We start from the raw sequence: 18,997 nt of genomic DNA, 5'->3' as shown, positions 1-18,997 counted from the left end.
CGCACACGCGGGTGATCGAAGGAGCGGAATGTCCGGGACACCGATCGACCCGGTGGCCACCTACCGCGTCCAGCTGACCCCGGAGTTCACCTTCGCCGAGGTCGCGGGCATCCTCGATCACCTCCGTGACCTCGGCATCAGCCACCTGTACCTGTCCCCGATCCTCACGGCGATGCCCGGTTCGACGCACGGGTACGACTGGTGTCCGCCCGCGCGGATCTCCGACGTCCTCGGCGGCGCGGACGGCTACCGGCTGCTTCGCGAGCACGCCCGGGCACGGGGCATCGGCATCATCGTCGACATCGTCCCCAATCACGTCGGAGTGGCTGACCCGGACCACAATCCGTGGTGGGCCGACGTGCTCGTCCACGGCCTCCACTCCCCGTACGCCGGCTACTTCGACCTCGACACCGCACCGGTCGGCGGCGTGATCAATCTGCCGTACCTCGGTCGCGAAGAGGACCTCGCAGGACTCCGGCTCGACGACCGCCTCCGCTTGGTGCTCGGCGACCTCGCGCTGCCCACCGCGCCCGGCACGGCCACGCCGGGCGACGACCCGCTCGCCGTCCATCTGCGCCAGCACTATCGGCTGGTCCTCCACGACAGCCGCCGGGTCGGCTACCGGCGGTTCATGGCGGTGAACGGACTCGCGGCGCTGCGCCAGGAGATCCCCGAGGTCTACGACGCCACCCATGCGTGGCTACAGGAGCTGATCGCCGACGACCTCGTCGACGGGGTGCGGGTGGATCACGTGGACGGGCTGCGGGACCCGACGGCGTACCTGCGACGACTACGCGCCGATCTCGGCGACGACCGCCTCCTGTACGTCGAGAAGGGCCTGGCTCACGACGAACGCCTCGACCCGGATCTGCCCGTCGACGGAACCACCGGCTACGACCAACTCCGACTGATCGAGGCCCGCTTCACCGCGCCGACCGGAGCGATCGAACTGGACGAGACGTTCCGCACGGTTCTGGGAATCGCCGGCGACGGCGACGTGCTCGGCGCCCGCGCCCTCGCACTGCGCCGAACGGTCCTCGTCGACATGTTCCCGGATCGACTGCAGCGCGTGACCGATCAGCTGAGCAGCAGCGCTCGCGACGTGCCCGCCCACATCATTCAGCAGGCCGCGGCCCTCGAGATCTGCTCGGCGGCCGTGGCGCGCCCGGACTATCCGTCGCTGTCGGCCCGGGTGATCGCCAACATCGACCGGCTCGCCGACGAGAACCCCATCCTCGCCTCCGGATTCGACGTTCTCCGCGAGGCCTTCGTCGACCGGGATTTCGCTCCCGAGGCGATTGCACGCATCGGCGAGGCCGCGGTCGCGGTCTACGGCAAGGCCATCGAGGACATCGGCTTCCACCGCACCGCCCGGCTCGTGTCGAGCCAGGAGTTGGGCTGCAACCCGCTGGTGCCCGCCATCGACCGAACCGACTTCTACGCCCGTACGACCGAGCGTGCCGCCCACTGGCCGCGAGCCATGACCGCGCTGTCGACCCACGACACCAAGCGCAGCGAAGACGTCCGTGCCCGCATCGCGACGATCGCTCAGACCCCGCAGCGCTGGCGCATCCTGGTGAACGAGGTCTGGCGGATAGCGCCGCCGCCGGAACCCGTGATCTGCTACTTCCTGCTGCAGAACGTCGTCGGCGTGTGGCCCGTCGGGAGCCGACCGGACGCCGACCTGGCCCGGCGTCTCGCCGACTTCGCCCGGAAGGCGATGCGCGAGAACGGCGAAGTGTCCTCCTGGACCGACGTCGACGAGAAAGCCGAAGACGCCGTCCAACACTGGCTGGCCGGCCTGCAGCACGGACTGGTCGCCGAATTGGTGGCGTCGTTCGTCGCGCTGATCGCCGATGCCGGCCACGCCGAATCGATCTCTCGCAAAGCACTGTCGCTGCTGTTGCCCGGGGTCGGCGACGTGTACCAGGGCACGCAGTGGTGGGACGACTCGCTCACCGATCCCGACAACCGCCGCCCCGTCGATTACGACCGGAGCACTGACCATCCCAAGCTGCGCGCCGTGCGGACCTGCCTCGAGGTCCGCCGCCGCCATCTCGAGGCGTTCGACGAGGGCAGCGACTTCCTCGACGTACCCGTTCGGGGCGCCTCCGCCGCCCACGTCGTCAGTTTCGCTCGCGGCCGTGCCGGCGTCGCCGAGGTAGTCGTCGTCGCGGTCCGGCTGGCGCTGATGTTCACCGGCGCGGAGATCCGGGAGCAGTGCGTCATCGACCTCCCTGGCGGGACATGGTGCGACGCCTTGTCCGGCAACGCCTTCACCGAGAGTGTCACCGCCGACTTCCTCCTCGGTGACCGGCCGCTGGCCGTGCTGGAACGATACGACGACGCCTGACGCGAGCGTCGAAGCGCCCGATGCGATGGTGCGAAGGTCCGCCGCGACCTTTCTCCAGGCCGGCGAACCCTGGCCTCGACGACCGCCCGCTATCCGCCGGGTGCGGGCGCCGGCGCCGGGTTCTCGGCAGGAGCCGGTGCCTGCGGCGTCTGCGCCCCCTGCTGGGCCCCGACAGTCACGCCGGGTCCGGCTTCGATCGCGCTGACGAGCCAGTCGCCGTCGACCTTCTCCATGCTCAACTGAAGCAGAATCGCGTTCTTGCCACCGGTGCTGCTGACCGCGCTGGTTCCGCTGACGTCGACGCCGAGCACCACCGTCGAACTGTCCGCGTCGAACGATTCGACCATGGAGGAGGTGACGGTCGTCTTGATGTTCTCGACCTTGTTCTCCTTCATGAACTGCGTGCTCACCACCGCGTCGGACCCGAGGCGCTTCTTGAACTCGCCGGTGCTCAGCGGTCCGACCGCGTTGCGCAGCGAGGCGGCATCGGCGTTCGGACCGCTCATCGCCTGAAAATAGGTCACCACGAAGTTCGACGCCGCAGCCTTGCTGTCGTCGAACGCGGCGAGCTCCTGATTCTTCTGGTAGAGCTGCCAGCCGCCGACAGCGATGACGGCGATCACCGCGGCCACGACGAGTCCAACGAGAACCTGCTTGATCCGGCGGACCGGAATGCTCAATGAGACATTGCCGGAATCGGCTTTCCGCGCCTGGCGGGCGGCCCGCTTCTCGGCGTTCACCGACAGTTCCGGATTCGACCCACTCACCGGCGCATCGGCCTCGTCGACCGCATCCGCTGCTTCGGACACATCCACCGAGTCCTCGTGCGTCGGCTCCTCGACCGCGTCCGCCGCCGAGGAGTCGTCGGGGCGAGTATCCGAATTGTCTTTCGAGTCAGCTGAACTCATAAATCCTTCATCACTTGTCGAGCGGGACCGTACGGGCGTTGGGATCGTAGCCCGGCGGAGGTCCCGCCGTGTCGTCGCCGTTCGGTCGCGGTGCATTGGCCGACCCGCGCACCTGCTGGGTCGGATCCTCGGTGACACAGTACAGATACTTGGGGACGGTCAGCTCGAGGATCTTCGTCGGTCGCACCGGCGCGAGCTGGTAGTTGCACGAGGGTCGCGGATAGATCGACGCCAGCGCCCACCACGCACCGTCGTGGAACATCTTCTGCGCCTCGATGGACCAGTCGCGTATCGCCGGGAACAGCGTCGCGAGGGCGGGCGCTCGCAACGCGCCCTGTCGGGCCACGTCCAGGAACTGGGTCAACACGTCGCTGAGCGGATCGGTGATCGTCGCCAGCGATCCGGTGAGGCTGGTGAACTGTCCCGGTCCGCGGCCGAGCAGAGTGCGCAGTTCCTTGTCCGCGGACACCGCCGCGGTGAACAACGAGTCCATTCCGCCCGCGAGTGTCCCGAGATCCGGCTGGATCTCGGCCGTCGTCTTCAGGATGGTGCCGCTGTTCTGAATCAACTTGGTGGTCTGCGGCAGCACCTTGGCCAGGTCGGCGAAGATCACGCCGCCCGAGTGGAAGATCGACTTCAATTGGTTCGGACCGCGATCGTTGAGGGCGATCTCGAGTTCCTTCAGCGTCGAGGTCAGCTTGGGCGCATCGATCTGGCTGATGACGTCGAGCGTCGACTGGAGCATCCCGGGGAAGTCCGCAGTCACATGGGTCTGCTGCATCGCGATCTCGTCGCCGTCCTGCAGATAAGGCCCGTCGTCGGAGGTCGGGGTGATGTTCACGTACTGCTCGCCGGCCGCCGACAGACCGAGCGCCGAGAACTTCGCGCCCTTGTTGATCTGATAGTCGTCGCGCAGTTCCACGGTGACATCGACGCTGCCCGGCGTCACCTGGATGTTCTTGACGTCACCGATCTCCGCGCCGCGCAGCATCACCTTGCTGGTGTCCTGCAGGCCGCCGGAAGCGGGGAAATGGACGGTGACCTGGTAGGTGCTCTGCCATGGCCGCCAACTGAGGCTGTTGAACGCCAGGAACGCCAGGCCCGCCAGCATCACCAGCACGAGGGCCAGGTTGCCGAGCATGATCTTGCGCTTGCGCAGCCATTTCATCACGAGCAGCATCCCTTCGTTCCCGTGAGACGAGCGATGATTCGCGCGAGCGTCTGCTCCATGCTGTGCATGCCGTTGGTGATGTCGCCGCCCTCCGGCAACCTCGACGCCGCGTCGAAGCCGACGCCGGGCGACAGCCAGTAGACCTTCGCCGATACCGCTGCGGCGCTGCCGGACGTCGACTTGACCCATTTCGGATTCAACTCGGCCAATCGGTCCGCCAGCGGACCGAAGATCGGCGCCGACTTGTCGAGCGCCACGAGAGTCGTGTTCAGGTGGCCCAGCATCTCGGCGAACGCGTCCTGCTCCGAGTTCAGGAAGTCGTTGGTCGCGCTCGTGACCTTGTTCGACTTGTCGAGGGTGGTGAGGATCATGCCGAGCTGATCGTTGATGGTGTTGATCGCCGCAGGCAGCTTGTTGATCGCCGCGGCGATCTGCGTCCGGCCGTTCGCGAGTTCCTTCGACCAGACCGCCGTGGTCGCCATCGCCTCGTCGACCGCCGCCGAGTTCTTGTTGAACTTGTCGATGGCGGTGGTGAAGCCCTCGATGGCACCGTGCAGTTCCGGTGCGTTGCCGCCGACCGCGGTGCTGAGCTCGGTGAAGATCCGCTGCAGCGAGCTGATCGAGCCGGAGTCGACGAGCCCGGTCATGCTCACCAGCAGATCCTCGACTGTCGCCGCGGCAGAGATGGGCCCGGTCAGCGTGCCGCCGTCCTGGACGTACCCCTTCGACGCGTCGGCCGGCGGTTGCAGGGCGACGAAGACGTCGCCGAGCGGTGTCGCCTGGCGCAGCTCGGCTCCGGTCCCGACCGGTAGCTGAGTGTCCTTGGCGACGTTCATCGTGACCTCGGCGCGATAGTTCTTCGCGACGATCGACTCGACTTCGCCGACGTCCATGCCGCCGAGTCGCACCTTCGCCTTGTTCGGCAGGTTCAGGGCGTTCTCGAACGAGGTGTGGACGGTGATCGAGTCACCGATCCCACCCGGCGCCGGGAGCGGAATCTGCTCCACGGTGATGCCCGGGACCACCCCGCAGGCGGCGAGACTGACCGTGGTCAGCAAGGCGACTGCGGCGACGCCCGCCTTCTTGATACGCGTCATTTCCTACTCAGCTCCAACAGTCCGGAGTAGATGCCGAGGTCCGGCCCGAAGTCCTTCAACTGCCCGGTGTCGCAACCCTTCTGGTTCATGTTGATCGCGTTGCAGAACTTGTTCAGCAACTGCGTGTCCAGCAGCGACTTGTCGAGGAACACCGACGTCCGCCACGCGCCCTGCTCGGCCGAGATGGAGTTCGACAGGTTCTGGAACAGCAGCGGCGCGACGTCGATCGTCTCAACCACCTCGCGGGAGAAATCCGACAGATTCGCCGCGAGCGATGCCATCCGTCCGGTGGCTCCGCTGATGGCGCCCGAGTTGTCGGCCAGGAACTCCGAGGTGTTCTGCAGCGTCTTGTTCAGATCGTGGAGTGAGGCGACGAGGCCGACAGACTGGTCACCGAGCATGTCCGACACCTTCGTCATCGACGAGGAGAACTGCAGCATCTTCGGATAGTTGTCGGTCAGAGCGGTCGTCAGGGTGCTCAGCGACTTGATGATCGAGGTGAGCGCGTCGCCGTTGTCGGCACCGAGCTTGCCCGCCTTCGACAGCGCGTCGAGCGCCTGCCGCAGCTTCTCACCGTTACCCGAGGCGATGCCCGAGGTGACGTCGACGAAGTCGGCGATCGGCCCCTCTCCGGGGCGGTCTCCAGACATCGACTTGACGATCTTGTCGATCGAGTCGAAGAGGGTGCCGATCTCGACCGGTGCCTCGGTGTTCTTGATGACGTCGCCGTCGGCGAGCTTCGGTCCCTGCGTGTACGTGGGCGACAGCTCGATGTGCCGCGTCGTCACGATCGACGTGTTCACGATCGCCGCGGTCACGTCCGCGGGGACGTCGACGCTGTTGTCGACCGTCATCGTCACCTTCACCCGGGTGCCCTGCGGCTCCACCGAGGTGATGCGGCCGACCGGCATGCCGAGCACCGCGACGTCGTTGCCCTCGAAGATTCCCGAGACGTCGTCGAAGTACGCGGTGACGGTCTTGGCCTGGCCGAGCGCAGCGGTCCAGGTGGCCGGCATCAGTGAGCAGCCGGTCACGGTCAGCGCGGTCACCGCCACGACCGCGACCGCCGCGAACGCCCTACGGGTTCTGGTCATCGTCAGCATCCGTCCACCACCCGTGCCGCGCAGAGCCAGTTGTCGGGGAACAGACCCCACGGCAGATAACCGTTCGCGTAGGGACCGTCGCCGGTGAGGTTCGTCGTCAGGCGTGCGGTCACCGGGAGCACCTCGAGCAGCTTGCGCAGGTTGTCGCGGTTCTTCTCCAGGCCGTTGGAGATGGTGTTGAGGTTCGCCATCACCGGCGCGAACTTGTCTCCGTTCTCGGCGGCGACGGCGGTCGCCTGATCGGTCAGCGCCGCGACGCCGTCGAGCATCCGCGTCACGAGCTGCTCACGGGCGACGATCTTGTTCGCGAGCTGGGCGCCCTGTCCGACGATGATCGAGAGCGCGAACTGGCTGTCGACCACCTGCTTGGTCACCGCGTCGGTGTCCTTGAGCAGTTGGTTGATCTGGTCGTGCCGATTGTTGAGGACGTCCGACATGCGGGTCAGTGCATCGAGCGTCGGACCCATGATCGCCGGGGCGCCGGAGAGCTGGCTGCTCAGCGTCCGGATGCTGTTCGTCAGCTCGTCCGGTTTGATGCCTGCGAGCACAGGTGTGCCCTTCTCCAGGGTCTTCTGCAGGTCGTACGGAACGTACGTCTGCTGGATCCGGTCGTCGGGGGCCGCCTTGTCACTGCTGCCCAGCACGACGTCGACGTACCGCTGTCCGAGCAGCGTGGACATCTTGATCTCGGCGGAGCCGTCCTCCTTGACCTCGACGTCCTTGTCGACCTTCATGTCGACGGTGACGTGGTCTCCGGCGAGCTCGGTCTTGGACACCTCGCCGACGTCGATGCCCGCAACGCGAACCTTGTCGCCCGGCCGGATGCCGCCGGCCTGTTCGAAGTCGGCGGTGTACGTCCGCTTGCCGAGCCCTGCGGTGCTCAGTCCGACGACGCCGACCAGGACGACGGCGATCACGACGGCCCCGAGAATCCCGTACCAGAGTCGGCGGTTGCCGTGGAACGACCGCGCGAAACGCTTCTTCATCGGCACACCACCGAATGGTTGGTGCCACCGATCTTGTTGATCAGCCCCGGCGGGAACAGGACGTCGCCGATGGCGATGTCGAGGTCGCAGGCATAGATGTTCAAGTAGTCACCCTGCATCATCACGTTCGGGAAGTGTCCGAGGAAGATCGGCAGCTGGAAGGCCAGATCGTCGAGCTTGGCTCCGCTGGCGATGAGTTTCGTCGTGGCGTCGTCGGCCGCCGTGCCCGCCGACTTGAGCGTCGCCCGATTCTGCGCGAACACCTGGGCGAACCCGGTCGAGGTCCGACCGATCTGATCGATCGCCTTGCCGAACTGCTGCGAGCTGCCGTTGAGGCCCTCGACGAGTTTGCCCGCGCTGTCCAGGATCGTCTTGACCTGATCTCCCTGTGACGCCAGCTCGCGCATCACCACCCCCATGTTGGTGATGATCGCGCCGAGCACCTGATCGCGATCGGCCATGTCGTTCGCGACCTGACCGATCTCGGCGATGGTGCGAGTCAACGACACCTCGTCGCCCTGGAACGCCTGGATCAGACTCTCCGACAGGGAGTTGACCTGTTCGGGCGTCAGCGTGTCGAAGACCGGCTGGAATCCGGCGAGCAGCTTGGTGACGTCGAACGAGTCCTCACCCGGCAGGTGCAGGGCCGATCCCCCGCTCAGCGGAGCTCCCGGGGTCGGTCCGTCCAGCGACAGCGCCAGATACCGCTGTCCGATCAGGTTCTGATAGCGGATCGCGGCTCGGGTGTTCGCGTACACCTGCTGGTCGTCCTGCACCTCGAAGGAGACGACGGCCTTGCCGTCCTCCAGGTCGATGCTCTGCACCCGTCCGACGCGCACGCCCGCCATGCGGACGTCGTCGCCGTCTGCCAGGCCCGACGCATCGTTGAAGGTGGTCGTGAAGCCGGTGGTCGGCCCGCTGACCGATCGTTCGAGGGTCGACCAGATCAAGTAGGTCATGAACAGCGCGACGATCGCGAACAGCGTGAACCCGATCAGCGGTTTCCTGATGGTCGACTTCGCGTGGCTCACTGGCCTCCCTCCTTCGGCGCCACCGCGGACACCAACGGCCCGAGCATCAGACTGTCGGCCGCCGAAGGCTGACGTCCCAGTGCGCCCTTCAGCGTCTTGCCGTCCTTGCCGGTGGTCACCGCGCTCACCGGTTTCTGGGCGGCGGCGCGCTTCATTCCCGGCGGGTAGATCGTGAGCGGACCCGACATCGTCGGGCCGGTTCCCGTTCCGGGACCGACACAGCCCGGTCCACGCGCAGTTCCGTACGGTCCGCCGTCATACACCGGGCAGTTCTGCCGGGTGTACTGCTGGAAGGCCCCGAAGCTGACGCCGAGATTCAATTGGACGTGTCCGTTGACGCCGGTGAAAACCCCGAGCACGCGACCGGCGAGCACGTACAGTTCCTGCAGGCCCTGGGGCAGCGAGTCCGGCTCGAAGGTGATCGCGCCGAGCATCGTGTTCAGGTCGCGGACGATCCGCTTGCCCCCGTCGCCGTTCTTCGCGAACAGGGTCTGAACTTGATCGAGCATGCCCTGCCCGGCCGACAGCAGCGCGGTCAGCTGATCGGAGTTCTGCGCGATCGTCACGGCGGGCACCACCGACTTCCCGAGCGCGTCGAGAAGCTGCGGCGTGGATTTCGCCAGACCACGGACCGCGGCGTTGAAGTTGTCGAAGCCCGACGGAGCTCCCGGCGGAAACTGCGCGTTGATCGTCTTCCAGTACGTGTCGAGGACGCCGACGAAGGTCGAGAACGTCGCACCGCCGCCCTGGAGCGCATCGGCGATGGTGCCGAGGACCATGCCGAGATCCTCCGGCGGCACACTGCGGAGCAGGGTCCGCAGCTCGTTCTGTGCATCCTGCAGCCGGATGGTGGGCTCGGAGGTGTCGGCCTTGACGACGTCGCCGCCGCTGAGCGATTCGGACGACGGATTCGCCGGGGCGATCAACTCGACGGAGTTCACGCCGAACAGGTTCGACGGCACCGTGCGCGCCGTCGTATTGGCCGGGATGCCCGACGCCTGCTGCGGGTCCAGGATCAGTGCGACGTCCTTCGTCGGGTCGTCGCCGCTGCCGATCATGGTGATGGTGTCGACCGATCCGACGATGAAGCCGTTGTAGCGGACGTCCGCGCCCGAGACGAGCCCGTCGCCGACATCGGTCATCTGTGCGGTGACCTCGGTGCGGTCCTCGAACTTGCCCTCGTACCGGGCGAGCAGCAGGCCGAGGACCAGCACGCCGACGGCGAGAAAGATCGCGCCGCGGATGAAGTACGTCTTGAGTGACGGATCGCGTCCACCAGTATCGATTTTCATTCAGCTATCCCGATATCTTGATGCCGGCGGAGGTACCCCAGAAGACCAGGGTGAGGATCAGGTTCGCAAAGACGATCGTGATGATCGACAGCCGGATCGCGTGACCGGCGGCCACACCGACACCCTCCGGGCCACCCGAGGCGAAGTAGCCGTAGTAGCACTGGATGAACGTCGTGAGCAGCACGAACACGATCACCTTGAGGAACGAGAAGACCACGTCGCGCGACAGGATGAACTGGTCGAAGTAGTGCAGGTACGTTCCGGCGCCCTGGCCCGACTGCACCTGGAACATGAACTGACAGGCGACGTAGTTCGCGGCCAGCGAGATCGCGTACAGCGGGATGATCGACAGGACCGCGGCGGCCATCCGGGTGGTGACCAGGTACGGCAGCGGGCGGATGGCGATCGATTCGAGGGCGTCGATCTCCTCGCTGATGCGCATCGATCCGAGCTGGGCGGTGAAGCGGCAGCCGGACTGCGCGGTGAACGCGGTCGCCGCGAGCAGCGGCGCGATCTCCCGGGTCGTGGCGAAGGCCGACAGACCGCCGGTGATCGGCGACATGCCGAGCAGGTTCAGGGCCGTGTAGCCCTCGATGCCGACGGTCGCGCCGCCCATCACACCGAGGATGACCATGACGCCGACGGTTCCGCCGCCGACGACGATGGCTCCGTTGCCCCAGGCTACGTCGGAGAGCAGTCGCCAGACCTCTTTCCGGTAGTGGGTGAAGGTGATCGGCGCGAGCCCGATGGACTTCACCAGGAAGGTGATGAGGTGGCCCATCGCGACGATGCCGTCGCGCGGCGCCTGCCAGAGCTTCTTGAGCCACTCGAGCGGCTTGAGCAGCGGCGGCACATACCGTGATGCCGTCATCTCACACCACCTTCGCCGGGACGACTAGCGCGAACACCTGGGTCAGCACCACGTTGACGGTGAACAGCAGGATCACCGAGTTGACGACGGCGGCGTTGACCGAATTGGCCACGCCCGCGGGACCACCGCTGGTCGACAAGCCGCGGTCGCAGGCCACGATCGCCACGATCGCCCCGAATATGACGGCCTTCACCAGCGCGAATAACAGGTCTGGGACGCCGGCGAACGACGCGAACGTCCCGGTGTAGCTGCCGGGAGTACCGCCCTGGAAGTAGACGTTGAACAGGTAGCCGGTGATGAAGCCGACGAAGCACACGAACCCGCACAGCAGGAACGACACGACCATGGTGGCGAGCAGGCGAGGCGAGATGAGCCGCTGGATCGGATTGACGCCCATGACGCGCATCGCGTCGATCTCCTCGCGGATCGTCCGGGAGCCCAGGTCGGCCGCGATGGCCGATCCCACCGCTCCGGCCAACAGCAGCGACGTGACCAGCGGTGCGCCCTGACGGATCACGCCGAGGCCGGTCGCGGCACCAGAGAACGACGTCGCACCGATCTGTCCGGCGATGTTCGACACCTGAATCGACACGATGACGCCGATCGGGATGGCCACCAGGAGTGTCGGGAAGACCGACGTCGAAGCCATGAACGCGCACTGCCGGATGAACTCACCGAACGGGAAGCGCTTCTTCAGGATGTCCTCGATCAGGACTTTGAAGACCTCGACGAACATCGCGAGCTGGCGGCCGAATGTCTCGAACGACTTCTTGATGTGCTCGTCGAACCATCTGCGGGCGCCGCTGTCCGACCAGCGACGTCGCGCAACCTGTGGCTGCGCTTCCACCGTGTCTGTGCTCAATCCCCTGCCTTCGCGTCTTCGCTTTCGCGAACACAATGAAAGGATTCGGCCGTCACTCCGCTCCCCCATTGCCCAACCCAACGGGTTGTTCGGTCGTAATATACACAGCGAATTCTTGGGTTTGTGCGACGCACCACACATAACTTCACCTATGTAGGAAATCTGCTGGTGGGTGTGTGCGCTGGGCGAATCGCGGCCGATGAGGCGTCATCGGCGTTGCCGCGCGCCGTCGTCCGGGCGGAAACAGCGCAAAGCCCCAGACCGCGACACCGGCCTGGGGCTTGACGAGCGAGACGGACTGGTCCGTGTTGCGGACTACGTCAGGTAGCGGTACGCCGGAGTATCCGGTTCGAGCAGTTCGACGTCGAGTCGCGAACGCTTCATCCGGTCTTGCAGCCCCGTCAGACCCGCGCGGTCGCCGAGTTCGATGCCGACCAGCGCGGCGCCGGTCTCCCGGTTGTTCCGCTTCACGTACTCGAACAGGGTGATGTCGTCGTCGGGACCGAGCACGTCGTCGAGGAACCGGCGCAGCGCACCCGGCTCCTGAGGGAAGTTCACCAGGAAGTAATGCTTCAGCCCGCGGTGGACGAGCGACCGCTCGATGATCTCGCCGTATCGCGAGACGTCGTTGTTGCCACCCGACACGAGGGCTACGACGTTCGCATCCTTCGGGAGAGCCAGTTCCTGCACAGCGGTCGCCGCCAGTGCGCCGGCCGGCTCGGCGATGATGCCCTCGTTCTGATAGAGCTCGAGCATCGTCGAGCAGATCGCGCCTTCGCTCACGTAGGTGATGGTCACGCTGCCGGGTGCGAAGTCGATCTCCGATGCGTCGATCACCGGGACGCGAGGCTCGTCGGTGACGTCGGCGAGCGCCGGATGGCTCACCACGCGAGCGCCGGCGGCGGCCATCACGTCATGGCCCAGGCCGCCGATCCGCTTGACCGCCGCTCCGTCGACGAAAGCGTCCACGGTGGGCAGTGTGTAGGGCTCGCCGTAGACGAGCGCCGCGGAGAGCGAGACCGCGCCCCGCGGCTCCACGCCGATGATCGCCACGTTCGGACATGCGGCACGCAAGTAGGTGACGATGCCCGCCATGCATCCGGCCCCGCCGACCGGCAGCACGACGATGTCGGGATCGGCACCGAGCTGCTCGAGGATCTCCTTGCCGATGGTCCCCTGACCCGATGCTGTGCGCGGATCGTCGAAGGCGTGGATCCAGGTGGCTCCGGTACGCAGCACATCGCTCTGCGCGGCCGACGCCGCAGCGTCGTAGGTATCGCCGACGGCGATCAGCTCAACGAATCCCCTTCCATGCCAAAGGATTCGGTCACGCTTCTGCTTCGGCGTGGTGGTCGGCACATAGATGCGGCCGGATACCTCCATGGTCGCGCAGGCGAAGGCGACGCCCTGGGCGTGATTACCCGCGCTCGCCGCGACCACGCCCGCGGCGAGTTCGTCCGGGCTCAACTGCGACATCACGTTGTACGCACCGCGGATCTTGTACGACCGGACCGTCTGCAGGTCCTCACGCTTCAGGTGAATTCGTGCGCCGGTCGCGTCACTGAGGCGGGGGCAGTCCTCCAGCGGCGTACGGCGCACGACGCCGTCGAGACGGCGCGCCGCAGCCTCAATGCTCGCCGGAGTCAGGGTCGAATCACTGGCGGGAGCGGTTTTCGGCGAAGAAGTCACGCTCTCCATCGTCCCACCGCTCGCGGAGCGCGATGTACCCGCCCCACCACACTGCGACGACCGTCGCCGCGGTCGCCCACATCGCCACGGCTCCCGATCCGGAGAACGCGAACACCAGCGCGGCGACCACTGCTCCAGCGACCACGGCAGCGAGCTTGTGTGCGGGCCACGGCACGCCGAACACCGACACCCGCACGGCGGGACGCACGGTTGCGGTCTCGGGAACGAGCTGGATCAGTGCGGTCATAATTCAAGTGTAGCGCGGTCGTGACAGAAGTTTCGGCGACCCGAATCTCGTCCGCGGGTACGACTGCCCGAGCGAATACACCTCTCGACGACAGATCCCGCGTCCGGGACGCGGGATCTGTCGTCGAGAGGTGGAGATCGGCGGTGGGTCGCCGCACTGGCGGAGTGGTCCGCTATGTCAGACAGCCCGGCCCGAGCAGCGCCTTCAGGTCCCCCATCAGTGCCGACGACGGCGACACCCGCAACGCCTCGGTGAGCCGGAGCTGCGTCTGCTTCCGGTCGCTGACGAGGGTGACGTGGACGTCGGAGGTCCCCGGATGCCGGACCAAAATCTGCTTGAGCGCGCTCACACGATCCGGCGTGCACACCCGCGCCGACAGCGTCAGGCTCAGCGGCTTCGTGGTCCCGACCGCCGACAGGTCCGGCACGGCGAGATCGTTGGCGCTGATCATCGTCGAATCATCGCGCTTGTTGACTCGCGCCTTGACCAGGACGATGTTGTCGGCGACGAGGTCCATGCCGTAGGCGACGTAGGCGCGTGGGAAGAAGTAGACCTCGACGCCACCGACCATGTCCTCCAGTTGGACGGCCGCCCACGGCTCGCCCTTCTTGTTCACCCGTCGGGTGACCGAGGAGATGATGCCGCCGATCGTGATCTGCGCGCCGTCGGCCACCGAACCCTCCAGCAGCGACGTGATCGAGGTGTCGGTCTGCGCGGCGATCGCGTGTTCCAGCCCGGCGAGTGGGTGTCCCGACACGTACAGACCCAGCATGTCCCGCTCGAGGGCGAGCTTGTGCTTGGTCTCCCACTCGTCCTCGGGCACCTTGACCGCGAAGACGTCCGACGCGCCGCCGCCGTCGTCCCCGACTCCGCCGAACAGGTCGAACTGCCCGATGGCCTCGGCCTTCTTGGTCGAGATCACGGCGTCGATCGCTTCCGAGTGGACCAGGAACAGTCCCTTGCGATCGTGACCGAGTGAATCGAATCCGCCCGCCTTGATCAGCGACTCGGTGACCTTCTTGCTGCAGGCCTGAACGTCGATCTTGCCGAGGTAGTCGGAGAAGTTGGTGTAGGCACCCTTCTCCTCGCGAGCCGAGATGATCGACGACACGACGCCGGAGCCGACATTGCGGATCGCGGCCAGACCGAAGCGGATGTCCTCACCGACCGCGGCGAAGTCGGCGCGCGAGGCGTTGACGTCGGGCGGCAGCACCGTGATGCCCATCTTCCGGCAGTCGGCGAGATAGATGGCCGCCTTGTCCTTGTCGTCGCCGACCGAGGTCAGCAGACCGGCCATGTACTCGGCCGGGTAATTGGCCTTGAGGTACGCGGTCCAGAACGAGACCAGGCCGTAGCCCGCCGCGTGCGACTTGTTGAACGCGTAGCCGGCGAACGGCAGGACCGTGTCCCACAGCGCAGTGATGGCCTCTTGTGAGAAGCCGTTGCCGCGCATGCCCTCCGCGAAGCCGTCGTAGGCCTCGTCGAGGATCTCCTTCTTCTTCTTACCCATCGCGCGCCGAAGCAGGTCGGCCTGCCCGAGCGAGTAGCCGGCCACCTTCTGAGCGATCTGCATGATCTGCTCCTGGTAGACGATCAGACCGAAGGTCTCCGCGAGGATCTCCTTCAGCGGCTCCTCCAGCTCGGGGTGGATCGGCTTGACTTCCTGGCGGCCGTTCTTGCGGTCGGCGTAGTCGTTGTGCGCGTTCACGCCCATCGGACCCGGGCGGTACAACGCCAGCACGGCGACGATGTCCTCGAACCCCGTCGGCTCCATACGCCGCAGGAGGTCGCGCATCGCCGAACCGTCGAGCTGGAACACACCGAGGGTGTCGCCGCGCGCGAGCAGTTCGTACGACTTCGGGTCCTCGAGCGGCAGTTTGTCGAGGTCGAGGTCGATCCCACGGTTGGTCTTGATGTTCTCGATCGCGTCGCCGATGACCGTCAGGTTCCGCAGACCCAGGAAGTCCATCTTCAGCAGGCCGATGGCCTCACACGACGGATAGTCCCAGCCGGTGATGATGGCGCCGTCCTGCGCGCGCTTCCAGACCGGGATCGCATCGGTCAGCGGCTCGGACGACATGATCACCGCGCACGCGTGGACGCCGGCGTTGCGGACCAGGCCCTCGAGTCCGAGCGCGGTGTCGTAGATCCGCTTGACGTCGGGATCGGTCTCGATGAGCGTGCGGACTTCGGTGGCCTCGGCGTATCGCTCGTGTTCGGGGTCGGTGATGCCCCAGACCGGGATGTCCTTGGCCATGATGGGCGGCGGCAGCGCCTTGGTGATGCGGTCGGCGATCGCGAAGCCCGGCTGACCGAACTGCACGCGCGCCGAGTCCTTGATCGCGGCCTTCGTCTTGATGGTGCCGAAGGTGATGACCTGAGCCACCTTGTCATGGCCCCACTTCTGCGAGGCGTAGGTGATCATCTCGCCGCGACGACGGTCGTCGAAGTCGATGTCGATATCCGGCATCGACACGCGCTCGGGATTGAGGAACCGCTCGAACAGCAGACCGTGCGGAATCGGATCGATATTGGTGATGCCGAGCGCGTAGGCGACCAGCGAACCCGCCGCCGAACCACGGCCCGGGCCGACGCGGATACCGACTTCGAGCGCGTGTGCGATGAGGTCACCGACCACCAGGAAGTAGGCCGGGAACCCCATCTGGTTGATGACGCTCAGCTCGTACTCGGCACGCGTGACGTACTCGCCGGGCGGGTTGCCGTCGAAGCGACGGTCCAGGCCGGCCATCACCTCGCGAGCGAGCCAGGTCTCCTGCGTGAAGCCGTCGGGCACCGGGAAGATCGGCATCCGGTCGTGGTGGGTGTAGACCTCTTCGTACGACTGCACCCGCTCACCGATCTCGAGCGTGGAATCGCAGCCGCCGGGAACCACGTCGTCCCAGAGCGCGCGCATCTCCTCGGCCGACTTCAGGTAGTAGCCGTCGCCGTCGAACTTGAAGCGCGTCGGATCTGAGAGCGTCTTGCCCGTCTGCAGACACAGCAGCGCCTCGTGCGACTCGGCATGGCCGCGGGTGACGTAATGGCAGTCGTTGGTGACCAACGGCTTGATGCCCAGCTTGCGACCCACGTCGAGCAGCCCCGACCGCACGCGCTGCTCGATCTCCAGCCCGTGCTCCATCAGCTCCAGGTAGAAGTTCTCCTTGCCGAAGATCTCCTGCCACTTGCCCGCCGCTTCCAGGGCCTCGGCGTCGTGGCCGAGTCGCAGCCGGGTCTGCACCTCACCCGACGGACAGCCGGTGGTCGCGATGATGCCCTCGGCGTGCTCGGCGATGATCTCGGCGTCCATGCGCGCCCACTTGCCGAGCTGCCCCTCGATCGACGCCAGCGACGACAGCTTGAACAGATTCCGCAGACCGGTCGCGTTCTCGGCGACCATGGTCATGTGCGTGTACGCACCCGAGCCGGAGACGTCGTCGGACTTCTGGTCGCGCGTACCCCACAGGACGCGCTTGGTGTTGAACCGCGACTCCGGGGCGATGTACGCCTCGATGCCGATGATCGGCTTGATGCCGTGCTTCTTCGCAGTGTTGTAGAACTCGCTGGCACCGAACATGTTGCCGTGATCGGTCATCCCGATCGCCGTCATCCCCAGCCGCTCGGCTTCGCTGAACAACGGCGACATCTTCGCGGCACCGTCGAGCATCGAATACTCGGTGTGGTTATGAAGATGAACGAACGACCCGGACACGCGGCGACTCCTAGAGACGATCGAAACGGCTTGAGACCACTCCACTGTAGAGAAGACCTCGGACACTTCTGCCGTGGCGCGCGGCGCTGTGACAGATGAGACGGGCGGGTCGCGCGCGGCCCGCCCTCACGGCTCCCGGAGAACGTCGAGCGCGTGCTGCAGATCGGCTGGATACTCCGCCGTGAACTCCACCCGCCGACCGTCCGCCGGATGCGCGAACCCGAGGGTCCGCGCGTGCAGCCACTGGCGGTCGAGCCCGAGACGGGCGGCCAGCTTCGGGTCCGCGCCATAGGTCGGGTCGCCGCAGCACGGATGGTGCATCGCCGAGAAGTGCACGCGGATCTGATGGGTGCGACCGGTCTCCAGGTGCACGTCGAGCAACGACGCCGCGGCGAACATCTCCAGCGTGTCGTAGTGCGTCACCGACTCGCGGCCGTTCGCGGTGACCGCGAAACGCCAGTCCGAACCGGGGTGCCTGCCGATCGGGGCGTCGATGGTGCCGGACGGCGGATCGAGATGCCCCTGCACCAGCGCGTGGTACCGCTTGTCGACGGTCCGCTGTTTGAACGCGCGCTTGAGCAGCGTGTAGGCGCGCTCCGAGGCGGCGACGACCATCACCCCCGACGTGCCCGCGTCGAGACGGTGGACGATCCCCTGCCGTTCGTGCGCCCCCGACGTCGAGATCCGGAAGCCCGCCGCGGCCAGCGCCCCGATCACCGTCGGGCCCGACCAGCCCAGCGAGGGATGGGCGGCGACGCCTGCCGGTTTGTCGACGACGATGATGTCCGAGTCGTGGTAGATGACCTCCAGGTCTTCGACCGGCGTCGGCTCCACGGTCAGCGGCTGCTCGGGTTCGGGAAGCAGGACGTCGAGCCAACTGCCCGCGGCGAGCTTGTGCGACTTCCCCACCGACACTCCGTCGACGGTGATGTCGCCGGCGTCCGCGAGGGTCGCCACCACCGTGCGCGACAGCCCGAGCACGCGCGCCACGCCCGCGTCCACACGCATCCCGTGCAGTCCGTCGGGCACCGGCATCGCCCGTGAGTCACGCATCCTGGTCCTCCTCGTCGCCCGTGCCGTCGGTCGCATCGTCCGCGGCGTCGCCGTCGTCATTCTGATTCCTCGCCGCCCAGCCGGTGCGGGAACCGTCGTAGTCGTATCCGAGCAGGGTCAGGACTACCAGCAGAACGGCACCGCACACGACCGCCGAATCGGCCATGTTGAATGTCGGCCACCAACTGCCGACCTGGATGAAGTCGACGACGTGTCCGCGCAACGGCGCGGGATCGCGGAGCATCCGGTCCGTCAGGTTGCCGAGCGCGCCGCCCAGGACCAGACCCAGGCCGATCACCCAGCCGAGCGAGCCGAGCCGCTTGGCGTAGCGCGCGATCACCACGACCACCGCGAGGGCCACGAAGGTGAGGATCCAGGTGTACCCGGTCGCCATCGAGAAGGCCGCGCCGCTGTTGCGGACCAGGTGGAACGTGAGGAAGTCGCCGATCACCGAGACCGACTCGCCGGGCTCCATGTTGGCCACCACCAGCACCTTGCTCAGCACATCGATCAGATACGCCGCCAGCGCGACCGCGATCAGAATGCCGATGAGCCCGACTCCGTTCCGGCGCACCGGATCGCCGGCGCGCTGCGCCGCAGGTTCGTTCATGCCGTCAATTCTCCA

General features: G+C 66.5%; 15 protein-coding genes. 1 reads left to right on the top strand and 14 read right to left on the bottom strand.

Annotation, left to right across the window (positions count from 1 at the left end; all coding sequences use genetic code 11):
* Nucleotides 1-28 precede the first annotated feature (28 nt).
* Nucleotides 29-2,353: a malto-oligosyltrehalose synthase gene (gene treY, locus SCNU_RS06535; RefSeq protein WP_009678565.1), complete on the top strand. Its 2,325-nt coding sequence runs from the start codon at nt 29-31 to the stop codon at nt 2,351-2,353.
* Between the two features lie 89 nt (nt 2,354-2,442).
* Here the strand turns inward: treY and SCNU_RS06530 are convergent, their stop codons facing one another.
* From SCNU_RS06530 to lspA, 14 genes are all read right to left on the bottom strand, one after another.
* A complete protein-coding gene (locus SCNU_RS06530; protein WP_009678564.1) occupies nt 2,443-3,261 on the bottom strand; it encodes a hypothetical protein in 819 nt (272 codons plus the stop codon).
* A 10-nt stretch (nt 3,262-3,271) separates the two neighbouring features.
* A complete protein-coding gene (locus tag SCNU_RS06525; protein WP_009678563.1) occupies nt 3,272-4,441 on the bottom strand; it encodes an MlaD family protein in 1,170 nt (389 codons plus the stop codon).
* Entirely contained in the window at nt 4,429-5,529 is a 1,101-nt protein-coding gene (locus SCNU_RS06520) for an MlaD family protein (protein WP_009678562.1), read from the bottom strand. Before SCNU_RS06520 ends, SCNU_RS06525 begins: the two co-directional genes overlap by 13 nt.
* Complete coding sequence (locus SCNU_RS06515; RefSeq protein ID WP_009678561.1) at nt 5,526-6,632, bottom strand: MCE family protein; 1,107 nt, start codon at nt 6,630-6,632, stop codon at nt 5,526-5,528. The genes SCNU_RS06520 and SCNU_RS06515 overlap by 4 nt, the downstream gene beginning before the upstream one ends.
* Entirely contained in the window at nt 6,626-7,618 is a 993-nt protein-coding gene (locus SCNU_RS06510; RefSeq protein WP_040517893.1) for an MCE family protein, read from the bottom strand. Before SCNU_RS06510 ends, SCNU_RS06515 begins: the two co-directional genes overlap by 7 nt.
* Nucleotides 7,615-8,649, bottom strand: coding sequence for an MCE family protein (locus SCNU_RS06505; protein WP_009678559.1), 1,035 nt, complete (start codon nt 8,647-8,649; stop codon nt 7,615-7,617). The genes SCNU_RS06510 and SCNU_RS06505 overlap by 4 nt, the downstream gene beginning before the upstream one ends.
* Nucleotides 8,646-9,941, bottom strand: a complete 1,296-nt coding sequence (locus tag SCNU_RS06500; protein ID WP_009678558.1) for an MCE family protein — start codon at nt 9,939-9,941, stop codon at nt 8,646-8,648. Before SCNU_RS06500 ends, SCNU_RS06505 begins: the two co-directional genes overlap by 4 nt.
* 4 nt (nt 9,942-9,945) lie before the next feature.
* Nucleotides 9,946-10,812 (bottom strand): ABC transporter permease, encoded by an 867-nt coding sequence (locus SCNU_RS06495; RefSeq protein ID WP_040517834.1) that lies wholly within the window; start codon nt 10,810-10,812, stop codon nt 9,946-9,948.
* Nucleotide 10,813: 1 nt separating this feature from the next.
* On the bottom strand, nt 10,814-11,674 hold the full coding sequence (locus SCNU_RS06490; protein WP_083812565.1) for an MlaE family ABC transporter permease: 861 nt from the start codon (nt 11,672-11,674) through the stop codon (nt 10,814-10,816).
* Nucleotides 11,675-11,989: 315 nt separating this feature from the next.
* A complete protein-coding gene (gene ilvA / locus SCNU_RS06485) occupies nt 11,990-13,372 on the bottom strand; it encodes a threonine ammonia-lyase IlvA (protein WP_040517832.1) in 1,383 nt (460 codons plus the stop codon).
* Nucleotides 13,329-13,610 carry a hypothetical protein gene (locus SCNU_RS06480; protein WP_009678554.1) on the bottom strand — a complete coding sequence of 94 codons (282 nt, stop codon included), beginning with the start codon at nt 13,608-13,610 and terminating at the stop codon, nt 13,329-13,331. The genes ilvA and SCNU_RS06480 overlap by 44 nt, the downstream gene beginning before the upstream one ends.
* Before the next feature lie 172 nt (nt 13,611-13,782).
* Entirely contained in the window at nt 13,783-17,319 is a 3,537-nt protein-coding gene (gene dnaE, locus SCNU_RS06475; RefSeq protein WP_009678553.1) for a DNA polymerase III subunit alpha, read from the bottom strand.
* A 126-nt stretch (nt 17,320-17,445) separates the two neighbouring features.
* Complete coding sequence (locus tag SCNU_RS06470; protein ID WP_009678552.1) at nt 17,446-18,372, bottom strand: RluA family pseudouridine synthase; 927 nt, start codon at nt 18,370-18,372, stop codon at nt 17,446-17,448.
* A complete protein-coding gene (gene lspA / locus SCNU_RS06465) occupies nt 18,365-18,982 on the bottom strand; it encodes a signal peptidase II (protein WP_009678551.1) in 618 nt (205 codons plus the stop codon). The genes SCNU_RS06470 and lspA overlap by 8 nt, the downstream gene beginning before the upstream one ends.
* Nucleotides 18,983-18,997: the final 15 nt, after the last annotated feature.

The organism is Gordonia neofelifaecis NRRL B-59395, assembly GCF_000192435.1.
GTDB classification, from domain to species: Bacteria; Actinomycetota; Actinomycetes; order Mycobacteriales; family Mycobacteriaceae; genus Gordonia; species Gordonia neofelifaecis.
This window is presented reverse-complemented; position numbering and strand designations above follow the sequence as displayed.

Excerpts from the sequence above, each read along its gene's own strand:
- SCNU_RS06515 (WP_009678561.1), bottom strand. The coding sequence starts at position 6,632 with ATGCTGACGATGACCAGAACCCGTAGGGCGTTCGCGGCGGTCGCGGTC.
- SCNU_RS06525 (WP_009678563.1), bottom strand. The coding sequence starts at position 4,441 with ATGCTGCTCGTGATGAAATGGCTGCGCAAGCGCAAGATCATGCTCGGC.
- lspA (WP_009678551.1), bottom strand. The coding sequence starts at position 18,982 with ATGAACGAACCTGCGGCGCAGCGCGCCGGCGATCCGGTGCGCCGGAAC.
- SCNU_RS06510 (WP_040517893.1), bottom strand. The coding sequence starts at position 7,618 with ATGAAGAAGCGTTTCGCGCGGTCGTTCCACGGCAACCGCCGACTCTGG.
- ilvA (WP_040517832.1), bottom strand. The coding sequence starts at position 13,372 with ATGGAGAGCGTGACTTCTTCGCCGAAAACCGCTCCCGCCAGTGATTCG.
- SCNU_RS06520 (WP_009678562.1), bottom strand. The coding sequence starts at position 5,529 with ATGACGCGTATCAAGAAGGCGGGCGTCGCCGCAGTCGCCTTGCTGACC.
- SCNU_RS06530 (WP_009678564.1), bottom strand. The coding sequence starts at position 3,261 with ATGAGTTCAGCTGACTCGAAAGACAATTCGGATACTCGCCCCGACGAC.
- SCNU_RS06495 (WP_040517834.1), bottom strand. The coding sequence starts at position 10,812 with ATGACGGCATCACGGTATGTGCCGCCGCTGCTCAAGCCGCTCGAGTGG.
- SCNU_RS06470 (WP_009678552.1), bottom strand. The coding sequence starts at position 18,372 with ATGCGTGACTCACGGGCGATGCCGGTGCCCGACGGACTGCACGGGATG.
- SCNU_RS06480 (WP_009678554.1), bottom strand. The coding sequence starts at position 13,610 with ATGACCGCACTGATCCAGCTCGTTCCCGAGACCGCAACCGTGCGTCCC.
- SCNU_RS06500 (WP_009678558.1), bottom strand. The coding sequence starts at position 9,941 with ATGAAAATCGATACTGGTGGACGCGATCCGTCACTCAAGACGTACTTC.
- treY (WP_009678565.1), top strand. The coding sequence starts at position 29 with ATGTCCGGGACACCGATCGACCCGGTGGCCACCTACCGCGTCCAGCTG.